Source organism: Brevundimonas sp. GW821-FHT12E07, assembly GCF_058807035.1.
In genome coordinates, this window is sequence record NZ_JBXAQH010000001.1 from 1,472,830 (window position 1) to 1,486,348 (window position 13,519).

General features: G+C 67.3%; 11 protein-coding genes. 7 read left to right on the plus strand and 4 right to left on the minus strand.

The window, feature by feature from the left end; translation table 11 throughout:
• Window positions 1–2 precede the first annotated feature (2 nt).
• The 3 genes from AC1ROD_RS06930 to AC1ROD_RS06940 are packed head-to-tail and all read right to left on the minus strand — an operon-like array spanning window position 3 to window position 1,932.
• The gene (locus AC1ROD_RS06930) at window positions 3–341 is read right to left on the minus strand and encodes a hypothetical protein (protein ID WP_492947508.1); all 339 of its coding nucleotides are present in this window, start codon (window positions 339–341) and stop codon (window positions 3–5) included.
• Window positions 341–1,135: an SDR family NAD(P)-dependent oxidoreductase gene (locus AC1ROD_RS06935; RefSeq protein WP_492947509.1), complete on the minus strand. Its 795-nt coding sequence runs from the start codon at window positions 1,133–1,135 to the stop codon at window positions 341–343. The genes AC1ROD_RS06930 and AC1ROD_RS06935 overlap by 1 nt, the downstream gene beginning before the upstream one ends.
• A complete protein-coding gene (locus tag AC1ROD_RS06940) occupies window positions 1,132–1,932 on the minus strand; it encodes an enoyl-CoA hydratase-related protein (protein WP_492947510.1) in 801 nt (266 codons plus the stop codon). The genes AC1ROD_RS06935 and AC1ROD_RS06940 overlap by 4 nt, the downstream gene beginning before the upstream one ends.
• Before the next feature lie 347 nt (window positions 1,933–2,279).
• Between AC1ROD_RS06940 and AC1ROD_RS06945 the strand changes: the two genes are divergently transcribed.
• The 3 genes from AC1ROD_RS06945 to AC1ROD_RS06955 all read left to right on the plus strand — a co-directional run bounded on the left by AC1ROD_RS06945 (window position 2,280) and on the right by AC1ROD_RS06955 (window position 6,138).
• Window positions 2,280–4,457, plus strand: coding sequence for a TonB-dependent receptor (locus tag AC1ROD_RS06945; RefSeq protein WP_492947511.1), 2,178 nt, complete (start codon window positions 2,280–2,282; stop codon window positions 4,455–4,457).
• Window positions 4,458–4,560: 103 nt separating this feature from the next.
• Window positions 4,561–5,340: an SDR family oxidoreductase gene (locus AC1ROD_RS06950; protein ID WP_492947512.1), complete on the plus strand. Its 780-nt coding sequence runs from the start codon at window positions 4,561–4,563 to the stop codon at window positions 5,338–5,340.
• A gap of 15 nt (window positions 5,341–5,355) precedes the next feature.
• Entirely contained in the window at window positions 5,356–6,138 is a 783-nt protein-coding gene (locus tag AC1ROD_RS06955) for an enoyl-CoA hydratase/isomerase family protein (protein ID WP_492947513.1), read from the plus strand.
• On the opposite strand, the gene AC1ROD_RS06960 is transcribed toward AC1ROD_RS06955, so the two are convergent.
• Window positions 6,135–6,755: a TetR/AcrR family transcriptional regulator gene (locus AC1ROD_RS06960; protein WP_492947745.1), complete on the minus strand. Its 621-nt coding sequence runs from the start codon at window positions 6,753–6,755 to the stop codon at window positions 6,135–6,137. The two genes, AC1ROD_RS06955 and AC1ROD_RS06960, sit on opposite strands and share 4 nt — an antisense overlap.
• A 153-nt stretch (window positions 6,756–6,908) precedes the next feature.
• Between AC1ROD_RS06960 and AC1ROD_RS06965 the strand changes: the two genes are divergently transcribed.
• The 4 genes from AC1ROD_RS06965 (at window position 6,909) to AC1ROD_RS06980 (ending at window position 12,974) form a co-directional block, all read left to right on the plus strand.
• Window positions 6,909–8,192, plus strand: coding sequence for a spinster family MFS transporter (locus AC1ROD_RS06965; protein ID WP_492947514.1), 1,284 nt, complete (start codon window positions 6,909–6,911; stop codon window positions 8,190–8,192).
• The gene (locus tag AC1ROD_RS06970; protein ID WP_492947515.1) at window positions 8,176–8,988 is read left to right on the plus strand and encodes an enoyl-CoA hydratase/isomerase family protein; all 813 of its coding nucleotides are present in this window, start codon (window positions 8,176–8,178) and stop codon (window positions 8,986–8,988) included. Before AC1ROD_RS06965 ends, AC1ROD_RS06970 begins: the two co-directional genes overlap by 17 nt.
• 300 nt (window positions 8,989–9,288) lie before the next feature.
• The gene (locus tag AC1ROD_RS06975) at window positions 9,289–11,580 is read left to right on the plus strand and encodes a type I secretion system permease/ATPase (RefSeq protein ID WP_492947516.1); all 2,292 of its coding nucleotides are present in this window, start codon (window positions 9,289–9,291) and stop codon (window positions 11,578–11,580) included.
• Window positions 11,577–12,974, plus strand: a complete 1,398-nt coding sequence (locus AC1ROD_RS06980; protein WP_492947517.1) for an HlyD family type I secretion periplasmic adaptor subunit — start codon at window positions 11,577–11,579, stop codon at window positions 12,972–12,974. Before AC1ROD_RS06975 ends, AC1ROD_RS06980 begins: the two co-directional genes overlap by 4 nt.
• Window positions 12,975–13,519: the final 545 nt, after the last annotated feature.

Here is a 13,519-nt window from a genome sequence, read left to right on the forward strand (position 1 = left end):
CCTCAGGCATCGACCGCCATGAACTTGATGGTTCCCGTGCGGTCGAAGGCGGGGCTCAGCGGCATGGCCTGCGTTCCCGCGATGGACAGCAGATGGAAGGCCAACGCCGTCGGATCCTCGGTCTCGAACTCGTAGATGGCGAGGGAATCGAAGGGTGCGGCTTGCGTCGGCGCGGCTTCGTTCGGCGACAGCACCTGATTGAGGATGCGGTAGCGCTTCGCGCCGGTCACCCCCGCCACCCGCAGGCAGTCGGGGATATGCTGATCGTCGTACCAGTCGGCGAAGGCCTGTGCCTGTCCCTCAACCGCCTTCGTCAGAACGAGGTAGTGGTAGGTCGCCATCAGGCGGCGCCCGGGCGTTCGACCCAGTCGGCGTCGAGCGCCTTCTGCGAAAGGAATTTGGTTGTCGACCAGCCACCATCGACCGCGAGGGTCTGGCCGTTGATCCAGCGCGCGTCGGGCGAACAGAGGAAGCAGATGGCCGCCGCCACGTCCTCGGGTTCGCCCCAGCCCTCGGCCGGGGTCATGTCGAAATTCATGCGACGAAGGCGCTCGTCGTAGAGTCGATCCCTGGTCATGTCGGTGGCGATGACGCCGGGGGCGACGGCGTTGGCGCGGATGCCCTGCGAACCGTACTGGACGGCCAGATGCCGGGTCAGGCCGATGATCCCCGCCTTCACCGCCGCATAGGTCCCGGCGCGCATCCCGCCGATCAGGCCGAAGGTCGAGGAGACGTTCACGATCGCCCCGCCGCTGCCCATGACCGTCAGGGCCTGTCGCGTCAGCCGGATCGGCGCGCGCAACATGAGGTCGAGGCTCTCGTCGATGAAGGCGTCGTCGGACTCATGCAGGGGTTTGGGGCTGCCGGCGCCGGCGTTGTTGATCAGATAGTCCAGTCGCCCGAAGGCGGACATCGCCAGCTCGACCGCATATTTCGGCGTGTCGTCCGCGGTGACGTCGGCGGACAGGACGGCGACGCGGTCGACCTTGTCGCCCGCCAGCCGTTGCAGCTCGGCGAGGGGTTCGGGGCGGCGGCCGACCCCGACCACGGCGACGCCGTCCTGAAGGAACCGCAGGGCCGTGGCCAGGCCGATACCCGTGCCGGCGCCGGTGATGAGGGCGACAGGTCGGCTCATGCCTCGATCTTCCATGTGGGGGAGCGGGGGCGGTACTCGGGCCTGCGCTTTTCGGAGAAGGCGCGCAGGGCCTCCTTCGAATCCGGATGGCCGCTCATGCGCACGGTGAAGCCCTGCTCGAATTCGTAGCCGTCGCGCAGATCCATGGTCTCGATCCGGTTGAGGATCTGTTTGGCCAGGCGGACGGCGGTCGGGCTGAAGCCGGCGCTGCGGCGGGCATAGCTCAGGGCGCGGTCCAGCAGCGCGTCGCGCGGGCAGACGACGATCGCGCCCCCGGCGGCGGCGAAGTCGGCGGCCGGGATGTGCTCGCCGGTGAAAAACATGCGCCGGACCAGAGGCTGGGGCGCCATGCGCGCCAGATGCCGGGCGCCGCCCATGACGCCCACGGTCAACTCGGGCAGGCCGAACCGGGCGTCCTCCGACGCTACGACGAAATCGCACGAGGCGGCGATGGCCAGACCTGTGCCGATCGCCACGCCATGTACTGCGCCAATGACGGGCAGGGGGCAGTCCTGAATGGCGAAGAAGGCCTCGCGCACCCGCCACATCCGCTCGGTCCCGTTCTCCGGCGTCATCGACATGAACTCGGCCAGATCGTTGCCGGCGCAGAAGTGCGGGCCCTCGGCGGCCAGGACGATGGCGCGGACGTCGGCGCCCATCTGATCAGGATCGGCGAAGAGGCCGGCCAGTTCGATATACATGTCCTGATCGACGGCGTTGGCCGGGGCGCGGTTCAGGCGGACGAGGGCCACGCCCGTGTCGTCGACCTCGATGAGCAGGGATTTGAAACGGGTCACGACAGGCGGCTTCCGGCTCTGCGGCAGTCCCTCGGGACGTCCGCGACCGGTCTTCAGTGAGCGGCGGCGACAGTGTTGGCAACGGCCCGGACGGCCCCGGTCGCCTCAAGTCAATGCGATGTCGGCAGGCGTCTACGCCTTCGTCAAAAGCGCTGGAATTCCATGGCGGGAGCGGCTTCTGGCCTTGGGCGACAGCAGACGACACGGGTGAAAATCGTGTCGGGGCATGTCAATCCAATGTCGTCTCGCACGGGCCGTATAGGGGCTACTCTCCAGTATAAGGAAATCAAGGTCCCGCCAAAAGGGACCCGCCAGAGGGAGGCACAGGAATGAACCGGACCTATCGCATGAAGCGTTTTCTGACCGTCGGCGTGGCCCTGGCCGCGCTGGGCGCCGCCGGAAGCGCCTTCGCCCAATCCGCGGCGCCCGCCACGTCTCAGGACGACTCGGCCAAGGTCGATGATGTCGTCGTCACCGCCCAGAAGCGCGCTGAACGCCTGCTCGACGTACCGATGTCGATCACCGCCACCTCGGGCGAGGAGCTGTCGAATGCCGGCATCGGCTCGACCTCGAACCTGCAGCACATCAGCCCCGGTCTGGTGACCGTGAACAACGGCTTCGCCTTCACTCCGGCCATCCGCGGCATCTCCTCCGTCGGCACCTCGGCGGGCGATGAGGCCAACGTCTCCATGTATCTGGACGACGTCTATATCGGCGCGCCCCTGGCCGGCATGTTCGATCTGAAGGATATCCAGCGGGTCGAGGTTCTGAAGGGGCCGCAGGGCACCCTGTTCGGCCGTAACGCCACCGGCGGCGCACTGCGCATCGTCACCCTGGCTCCGTCCTTCACGCCGCGCGCCGAGTTGTCGGCGGACTATGGCTTCGACTTCAAACAGGTGAAACTGGGCGCCTATGTCACCGGCCCGATCACCTCGACCATCGCCGGCTCGCTGAACCTCTTCCATCTGGAGAACGACGGCTATGTCGAGAGCGTCGCGCCCGTCCTGAACGGCGCCCGCGTCGCCAAGTCCGACAACTCCTCGATCCGCGGCAAGCTGCTGTTCCAGCCCAGCGACACCCTGCAGTTCACCCTGGCGGCCGACTATTCCGACCGCAGCGACAACTCGATCTTCTCGGCCATCCCGCGTGACGGCCAGAACCTGAACGCCAGCACGCCGGGCGTTCTCGTCGGCAGCCTGGACCACTATCCGGGCGGCACCTTCCCGATCATCGACACGACCGCCAAGGGCGTAAGCCTGGACGGGACCTGGAACCCGTCGGACAATCTGACGGTTCGATCCATCACCGCCTATCGCAGCGCCTCGGGCCTGTTCCAGACCGACACCGACCGGTCCAGCGCCGCCGTCAGCTCCCTGCGCCTGATCCAGGACCAGGACACCTTCAGTCAGGAGTTCAACTTCTCCGGCCCGTCCGAGGATCGTCTGTCCTGGATCGGCGGCCTGTTCTACTACCACTCGACCGCGGGCAACCCCTACTTCCAGGCGGTGTCGGGCAACGCCCCGAACGGCACGGTGGTCTCCAACTTTACCGACACGGTCAAGACGACCTCCTACGCCGCCTTCGGTGAACTGAACTACGACTTCACCGACAAGCTGCACGGCATCCTCGGCGCGCGCTACACCTCCGAGAAGAAGCAGTTCGACTTCGCGGACATCGTGCGGGCCGCCGGCCTGCGCACCAGCACCGCCGAAAACACCTGGGAAAGCCCGACCTTCCGCGCGGTGCTGCAGTACGATTTCGCGCCAGACGCCAACATCTATGTCTCGGCCTCGAACGGCTTCAAGAGCGGCGTCTACAACTCCTATTCGCTGCCGGCCATTCCGGTCGCGCCGGAGAAGATCACCGCGGTCGAGATCGGCGCCAAGGGCCGGTTCTCGGGCATCACCCTGACGGCGGCGGCTTTCTGGTACGACTACACGGACATCCAGGTGACGGCCTATACCTCGCTGCCGGGCGGGGCCTATGTCTCGACCCTGAACAATGCGGCGGCGGCGACGGTGAAGGGCTTCGAGGTGACCGCGCGCGGCAACATCACCGACCACCTGTCCTTCGACGTCGGTCTGTCGGCCCTGCCGACCGCCAACTACGACGAGTACACCACGGCCTCGGTTTTCATTCCCAACCCGGCGACGGGCGGTGCGACCAGCGTCGTGCCCTATGACGCTTCGGGCAGCCGGATGCTGCGGGCGCCGAAGTATCAGGCCAATGCGCGCCTGACCTATGAGGCTACCGTCGCCAACGGCGAGCTCTATGCGACGGCCAATCTGTCCTACAACGACGGCTTCTACTGGCAGGCCGGCAACCTGACCCAGGAGTCGTCCTACACGACCATCAACGGCAAGGTGGCCTGGACGGACCCCCAGGGACGCCTGACCTATTCGGTCTGGGTCGAGAACCTGACGGACGAGCGCTACAGCATGAACAGCACCAACGGCGCCCCCGGCCTGTCGGACGCCTTCTCGCCGCCGCGTCTCGTCGGGGTCGGCATCGCCGCCCACTTCTGAAGCCTTTCCTCCCGCGCCTCAGGCCGTCGGACGCCCCTCTGCACTTCCAGGCAGGGCGACCGGCGGCTGCTCTTTCGGGGCGTGCTTAACCGAAGGCCCGGCCATGGACCTGAAGATCCGCGGACGCACGGCTTTGGTCTGCGCCGCCAGCCGGGGTCTGGGTAGGGCCTGCGCCGAGGCCCTGGCGGCCGAAGGCGTGCAGATCACGATCACCGGTCGCGATCCGGAAACCCTGTCGGCGACCGCTCGCGAGATCGGGGCCGCGACCGGGGGCGAGGTCGGCTTCGCCGCCGGGGACATCGGCACGGAGGAAGGGCGAGCGCTGGCTCTGGTCGCCTGTCCCGAGCCCGACATCCTGATCACCAACGGCGGCGGCCCGCCGCTCGGCCCCTTCGGAGCCCACGACGAGGAAGCCTGGCGACAGGCGGTCGAGGCGAACATGCTGGCGCCTCTGGCTCTGATCCGGGCGGTGCATCCGGGGATGCGGGCGCGACGGTTCGGGCGGATCGTCAACATCACCTCGGCCTATGTGAAGGCCCCGCATCCGCTGCTGGCCCTGTCGGTCGGGCCGCGCGCGGGGCTGACGGCGGCGGTGTCCTGGCTGGCGCGCGAGGGGGTGGCGGACAATGTCACCATCAACAACCTGCTGCCCGAGATGATCCTGACCGACCGCGCCCGCTCGGGCTTCGGCGCCATGGCCGATCAGGCGGGCGTCGACCCTGCGACCTTCATCGAGGGCGTGGTTGCGGACCTGCCGGCCCGGCGGCTGGGCGAACCGCGCGAGTTTGGCGCCGTCTGCGCCTTCCTGTGCGGCGCCGACGCCGGATACGTGACCAACCAGAACATCGTCATCGACGGCGGCCATTACCCCGGCGTCTTCTAGAGTGGAGTTCCGTCAATGAGCGAGGTCGTCGAGCTGACTATCGAGGATGGGATCGCCGGCATCCGGTTCCGCCGCCCCGAGCGGCTGAATGCGCTCGATCTGGACATGACAACGGGCTTCCGGGCCGTGGCCGAAAGGGTCGTCGCTGAGCCCTCCGTGCGTGTCGTGGTCCTGTCGGGGGAGGGGCGGGCCTTCATGGCCGGCGGTGATCTGGCCTGGCTCAAGGCGGCGACGGATCGGCCTCAGGCTGCGCGCGAACTGATCGCGCCGATCCATGAGGCCCTGGTCGCGCTCAACGACAGCGGCCTGCCGGTGCTGGCGGCGATCCAGGGGGCGGTGGCGGGCGCCGGGCTCAGCCTCGCCCTGTTCGCCGATCTGGTCATCGCGGCCGAGGATGCGAAGCTGAACATGGCCTATCTGAAGGTCGGGGCGCCGACCGACTGCGGCGGCGCCTGGTCCCTGACCAGACTCGTGGGGCCGAGGAAGGCGATGGAGATCGCCCTGCTGTGCGAGCCGATCGATGCGGCGCGGGCGCTGGATCTGGGGCTGGTGAACCGCATGGTCCCGAACGCTGATCTGGAAGCCGAGACCCTGGCCTGGGCGAAACGCATCGCGGCCGGGCCGCCGCTGGCCACGCGCCTGACCCGGGGACTGATCGCAAGGGCGACGGGCCGGGACTTCGCCGATCATCTGGCCGCCGAGCTCGAGGCCTTTGCGGCCTGCGCCGGGACGAAGGACTTCGAGGAGGCGCTCGACGCCTTCCTCGGCAAACGCGCCCCGGTCTTCACCGGCCGCTAGCGCGGGTCCAGCGCCGCGACGAACAGTTGGGCGTAGTGTTCGCCGATCTGACGCGCCGTGCTCGGTCCGTCGTCCTCGAACCACAGGGCGGCGGCGTTCAGGGCGCCCGCGATGGCGAAGGCGGTCATCTTGGTGTCCGTGGCGATCAGGGAGCCGTCCTCCACGCCTTGCGTCAGAACCGCGCGGATGCGGTCGTCGACGGTGCGCTTGATTGCCCTGAGCTCCGCACGGATCGGTGGTGAGACGCTGTTGTCCGGCACCCGCGTCAGGCAGCGGCCATAGATCGACAGGATCGCCTCGGCATAGGCGATGATCAGCACCCGCAACCGGTCGCGCGCACTGGCGCTTTCGGGCCCGGCGGCCAAGGTGACGTCGTCCAGCGTGTCCAGCGCCCGGCGATAGCAGGCCGCCAGCAGGGCCTCCTTGCTCTCGCCATAGTAATAGACCGTCGGCTTGGTGACCTTGAGGTCCCGGGCCACGTCTTCAAGCGCCGTATTGTGGAAGCCCCGCTCGCTGAAGGCCCGGGCCGCCGCACGCAGCACCGCCTCGCGCTTGATCTCGCGCTCCCGCAGGCGGTCGTCAGCGGACTTCCATGGCGAGGTCTGGGTCGGGGCCATACTCACGGGTATGGGTCATCCGCCGTCGTAGGACAAGCGCTTGCGGTTGCGATCGACGCCTCGGTCGCATGAAGTCAAGCCGATGTCGTGGTCGGCGAGGGACTGCCTCGTTAGGCTCACGCAGGCCATCTGTGCGGCTTGGGAACGAAACGCTTGAAAATCAAACCGTTCAGTGGCCGGGGCCTGGCGATCGTGATCGTCCTGCTGCTGGTCAACATCCTCAACTTCGTGGACCGCCAGCTGCCCTTCATCCTGATCGACGCGATCCGGACGGAGCTGCGCCTCAACGACACCCAGATCGGGCTGATGGCGGGGGTCTCCTTCGCGGTCGTCTATTCCTTCGCCGCGCTGGGTCTGGCTTGGGCCGCCGACCGGTTCAGTGCGCGGTGGGTCATCGGCCTGTCGCTGGCCTTCTGGAGCGTGATGACGGCCGCGGGCGGTCTGGCCCAGAACTTCTTCCATCTGCTGCTGGCCCGGGCCGGCGTCGCGGCGGGGGAGGCGGGCAGCACGCCGGCCGCCCACGCCATGATCGCGCGCCTGTTCCCTGACAATAGCCGGGCCCTGGTCCTGGCCATCTTCTCTCTGGGCGTGCCGATCGGCGGCACCATCGGCCTGGCGCTGGGCGGCTTCATCAACGACGCCTGGGGCTGGCGCGAGGCCTTCTTCTTCGTCGGCCTGCCGGGGGTGATCATCGCGATCCTGGCTCTTTTTATCCTCCCTCACGGCGCCTCCAGCGCGCCTGCGGAAGGCGTCGCCCGAACCAGCTATCTGTCGGCAATGAAGTTCCTGTTCGGCCTGCGCTCCTTCCGGCACATGGCCGCGGCCTCGTCGCTGTTCGCCATCGGCAGCTATGCGATGAACGTCTTCGCTCCGGCCTTCCTGATGCGCACCCACGGCATGACCTCGGCCGAGGCCGGGCTGGGTCTGGGTCTGGTCAGCGGGATCGGTGGCCTGGTCGGCACCTTCGCCGGCGGCATGCTGGCCGACATCCTGGGCAAGCGGGACACGCGCTGGCGCCAGTGGGTGCCCGCCATCGCCATGGCGGTCTGCGTGCCCGTGGCCCTTGGCGCCTGGCTGGCGCCGGACGCCCTCGTGTCCATGATCCTTCTCGCCCTCGTCTACATGCTGGGCCTGATGTATTTCGCCCCGACCTTCTCGGCGGCCCAGTCGCTGGCCCCGGACGAGATCCGCGCCACGGCCTCGGCGGTGCTGCTGTTCTGCCTGACCATCGTCGGATCCTCGGTGGGGCCCTATGTCATCGGCTGGGCCAGCGACTATCTGACGCCGCGCTTCGGCCACCTGTCGCTCCGCTACGCCATGTGCCTGCTGGCCGTGACCATGGCCTGGTCGGCGCTGCACTTCTTCCTCGCCGCCCGCGCCCTGAAGGTGGATCTCGCGGCCCAGCAGCTGGAGCGTGACCGTGTCGTCACCGTCTGAAACGCCTCTGACCTTCGAGCTGGAGGGGCAGGTCGCGATCCTGACCCTGAATCGGCCCACCCGCGGCAACTCGATCAGCCCGGACATGATGCTGGCGCTGGAACAGGCCTGGGCCCGCGTCAACCGTGACGACGCCATCCGCGTGGTCATCATGACCGGGGCAGGGGAGCGCCACTTCTGCACCGGTGCCGACGTCTCGGCCCTGCATGTCGGCATGGGCGGGCTGAACAACATCACCTATGCGGCGGCCAACCGCTTCTCGTCGCGCATGTGCGAGGTGACCAAGCCGGTGATCTGCGTCGTCAACGGACTGACCAACGGCGGCGGTCTGCACTTCGTCGCCGACAGCGACATCGTCATCGCCTGCGAGGGCGCCGACTTCATGGACAGCCATGTCAGCGTCGGCCTGGTCTCGGCTCTGGAGTCCGTCGGGGTCGCGCGCAAGGCCGGGATCGGCGCGGCGTTGCTGATGGGGCTGGCCGGGCGCGACTACCGGATGCCGGCGTCGCGCGCCCACGCGCTGGGCATGGTCGATCTGCTTGAGCCCACGGCGGCCGACGCCATGGCCCTGGCCCGTAAACTGGCCGCCTCAATGTGCGCCAATTCTCCCCAGGCCATGGCCCTGACCAAGCGCGCCATCTGGGGCTCGACCGAGCTCACGGACCCGGCCGCCCACGTTTACGGCTGGGAACTGCTCAAGTCCCAATGGGCGCATCCCGACTTCGAGGAGGGGCCGAAAGCCTTCGAGGAACGTCGCGCTCCGGTCTGGAACCCGGACCCGAACGCCCGGCGCTGATGTAGGGGCCAACTGCCGCTGACTGCGACAGTTTCGCCAGGAAAAAGCCGCCGGGGCGGCGACGACGGCTGGTTGGGCCTGAGACACCGCTGGCGGTCTTTTCAGGCCCCTGCGCAGAAGAGGACGTGCCTGAAGCGCATTGGAAGCCGCTACGGCTGGCGGCCGCTCGCTCAAGCGCGAACACCCGCATACGGCGCAAGGCCGTGGTTTCAGTCGCGCCCGCGTTTCAGATTCTCCGAGGCGGCGCTGACGGTCAGCCTGCCAAGTTTCCGGCGCGCCATCGACGACCAACGCGGTCCGATGATCGACATTTCAAATACGGCGGCAGGGGTTTTCACAAACCTGGCGCATCGAGATGTTTCAATCTCGAAACATTGTTTGCAACCTGACGCGGCGCTCGATATTCGTCTCGGGGTTGAGTGGGGGTTCAGTCAGTTGATTACCGATGGCGGTGCTGAGACCCTTGCGCCCGATCAGGACACCGGCCTTGAATGCCTGGCGCTGCTCCTGGGTTTTCACCAGATTCCAGCAGATCCATCCCAACTGCGACATGCTCTCGGGCATGGTGGACTTTCGGAAAGCGCTGACATCGTCCGGCTGGCCAAACAGCTGGGCGCCAGGGCGCGCCAGGCGTCCCTGACCCTCGCCGACCTGGATCGGACTCCCTTGCCGACGATCGGCCAGACGCGGGACGGAGGCTTCTTTATCATCGGCGCAGTGCGCGACGGCGAAGTCCTGATCCAGGAGCCGGGCCACGGACCGAAATCTGTAACGCTCGAGACCATGGGCGGCCTGTGGTCCGGCCGGGTCATATTGATCACGACACGGCTGTCTGCGGCTTCGAGCCGGGCGTTTGATGTCACCTGGTTCATCCCGGCACTGGTGAAATACCGTTGGATGCTCGGGGATGTCCTGGCGGCGTCGCTGGCGTTGCAACTGTTCGCTCTGGCGACGCCGATGATTTTCCAGGTGGTCATCGACAAGGTGCTGGTCCACCGCGGGCTGACGACCCTGGACGTGCTCGCCATCGGGCTGATCACTGTCGTTCTGTTCGAAACCTTCCTCGGCGGTTTGCGGTCCTACATCTTCACCCACACGACCAGCCGGGTTGATGTGGAACTGGGGGCCAAGCTCTATCGCCACCTGCTTAACCTGCCGATGGCCTATTTCGAGAGCCGGCGGGTCGGTGACACCATCGCTCGCGTGCGCGAACTGGAGACCATTCGCGAGTTTCTGACGTCGTCGTCGGTGACCCTTTTCGTGGATCTGTTCTTCACCGTCATCTTCCTGGTGGTGATGTGGTTCTATTCGCCGTTCCTGTTCGCCGTCGTGCTCGGGACGATCGTCCTCTACGCCCTCATCTGCGTCGCGATCACGCCTGCGCTGCGCAAGCGGGTCGAGGAACGTTTCCAGCGCGGCGCGGAAAGTCAGGCCTTCCTCGTCGAAAGCGTTACCGGAGTGCAGACGCTCAAGGCCTCGGCCGTTGAGCCCCAGATGCAGGCGCGATGGGAAAAGCTGCTGGCGGGCTATGTCCGGGCCGGGTTCCAGGCGGCCCAGCTCAACATCTGGGGCGGGCAGGCGATCCAGCTGGTCAGCAAGGTGTCGACGGCGCTGATCCTCTACATCGGCGCCAAGCAGGTCATCGGCGGGCACATGACCGTCGGCGAGCTCGTCGCCTTCAACATGCTGGCGGGGCGGGTGGCTGAGCCTGTCCTGAGGCTGGCCGGGCTGTGGCAGCAGTTCCAGGAGGCGCGGGTCGGGGTGGATCGACTCGGCGACGTCCTGAACGCCCCGACGGAAAGTCAGTTCTCGGCATCGCGCTCGGCCCTGCCGCAGATCAAGGGCGCCATCGCCTTCGACGACGTGACCTTCCGCTACAAGCCCGGCGGCCGCGAGGTGCTTCGGGGTGTCACCCTCGACGTGAAGCCCGGAGAAGTGCTTGGTATCGTCGGTCCCTCAGGCTCCGGCAAGTCGACCCTGACCAAGCTGGCCCAGCGACTGTATGTGCCCGAGAGCGGCAGGGTGAGCGTCGACGGCACCGATCTGTCGCTTGTCGATCCCGCCTGGCTGAGACGTCAGGTCGGCGTGGTGCTTCAGGAGAACCTGCTGTTCAACCGCACCTTGCGCGAGAATATCGCCCTGGCTGATCCTGGGATGGCGATGGAGCGCGTCGTCGCCGCCGCCACCCTTGCCGGGGCCCACGAGTTCATTCTGGAACTCCCCGAGGCCTATGACAGCCTGATCGAGGAGCGCGGCGGCAATCTGTCAGGCGGGCAGCGCCAGCGGATCGCCATCGCCAGGGCCCTGGTCACCAACCCCCGCATCCTGATCCTGGACGAGGCGACCTCGGCGCTGGATGCGGAATCCGAGGCCATCATCCATCGCAACATGCGCGCCATCGCCCGCGGTCGCACGGTGATGATCATCGCCCACCGTCTGTCGGCGATCCGTATGGCCGATCGGATCATCACCATGGAGAACGGGGCCATCACCGAAATGGGCACCCATGACAGTCTGATGGCGCAGGGCGGCCGCTACGCCCAGCTGTGGCGCACCCAGATGCACGGCGATCTGTCGAGAGAACCCGCATGAGCCTGTCGCGGCACTGGTCGACCCTGGTCGAGGCCTGGTCGGCCGAGAATGCGCGCCGCAGGGCAGGGGTGCGCGAATGGCGCGAGCGTGAGTTCCTGCCCGCCGCTTTGGAGATCTCCGAGACGCCGCCGTCGCCGGTCGGGCGCGCTGTGCTCTGGACGATCATCGCCGCCGCGGCCGTCGCCCTGCTGTGGTCGATCCTGAGCTTTGTCGACGTCGTCGCCGTCGGAGACGGACGGCTGGTCCCGACCGGACGGCTGCGCAGTGTCGAGGCGGCCGAAGGCGGCACCATCCGCACGATCGCCGTGCGCGAGGGCCAGCACGTCACCGCCGGCCAGCTTCTGGTCGAACTGGATCCCACCTTTGCGGCCGCAGACGCCGGCAGCGCCCGCTCTGAACTCGCGACCGCCCTTCTGGTCCGCGCCCGGTCGGAAGCGATCCTCCAGTATATTGCGACCGGCCGATCAGGATTCGCCGCCCCGGCGGGATCCGACCCGAGCGCCGTCGCGGCCGAACGTCAGGTGGTCGACGCGCGCATCCGCGAATATGAGGCGAAACGCGCGGGCATCGTCGCCCGCCGGGCCGGCGCCCTGTCGGCCGCGGCGACCTCGGCCGAGAATGTCGGCCGATATGAGGACACCCTGCCTCTGGCCCGGCAGCAGCTGACGGCCCGTCAGGAGCTGGAGCGGCGCGGTCTGGCCCCGCGCCTGCGGGTTCTGGAGCAGGAAGAGCGCTACATCTCGCTCAGCCGCGAACTGGCCGCCGAGAAATACCGGCTGGCCGAGGCCCAGTCCCAGGTCACCATGCTCGACCGCGAGATGAGCCAGACCGCCGAGGCGTTCCGGGGGGAGGCGGCGCGCGAGAAGGCCGAGGCCGAGTCCATCGTCGCCACCCGGACCGAGGGCCTGACCAAGGCGGACCAGCGACAGTCCCTGCAGCGAATGGTCGCACCCGTTTCGGGAACGGTGAACGAGGTGTCGGTCACCACCCTCGGCGAGGTCGCTGAAGCCGGTCAGGCGCTGGTCACCGTGGTGCCTGAAGGCGAGGCCCTTGTCGTCGAGGCCTTCATTCTCAACCGGGACGTGGGCTTCGTGCGTCGAGGCGCACGTACAGTTGTCAAATTAGAAGCGTATCCATTCACGCGGTACGGGAGTCTGGAGGGCGTGGTGGAGCATATTTCTCCCGATGCGATTGTAGACGAACAGCGCGGATTGGTGTTCCCTGCACGCATACGTTTAACCCGATCCACGTTGGGGTTGAGTGCGGGGGAGGGTGCGATCTTGTCACCAGGCATGTCCGCGACGGTGGAAATCGTCACCGGCCGACGCCGCGTCATCGACTTCCTCTGGTCCCCCGTGGCGAAGGCCGTGGGCACGGCGGGGAGGGAGCGGTGATCCGTTGTGCGGTGAGCCTGCTGGCCGTGGTGGTGCTGACGGGATGTCAGACGGTTTCGCCATCCGGATCGGTCATCAGCGCGAACCTTGAGCCGGTAAGGCGGGCAGTGGCGGAGAATCCTTCCGATCTGCGGGCGTCGGCTCTCGCTGGCGACGCGACCGCAGCCTACGCTCTCTCGATCATTTTTGCGGAAGGGCTTCGGGGGGAAGCGCCAGACGCCGCCGAGTCTTCGCATTGGCGAACCCGGGCCTTCCAGGTCCGGACGAGTTCCCGCGTTGGTGTCTACTCGCCAGGCGTCAACGGTCGGCCGGGCCGGACGAATGTCGTGGATCTCCCGCGTCCGGCCATCACCCCCTTCCAGCAGGGTGTCGTCGATCAATGCGTCGACTACCTGGCGGGGCGTGGCGGAGAGGCGAAACGGTGCGGAAGCCCCGAAGATGCGCAGCGTCTTCAGGCTGGCTGGGGAAGATCAGGCCGATGACGCAGCATCGCAGGACTGTCCTGTCAGCTTCGAAAATCCGTCGGTCGGTCCTCGCGGCGGTGT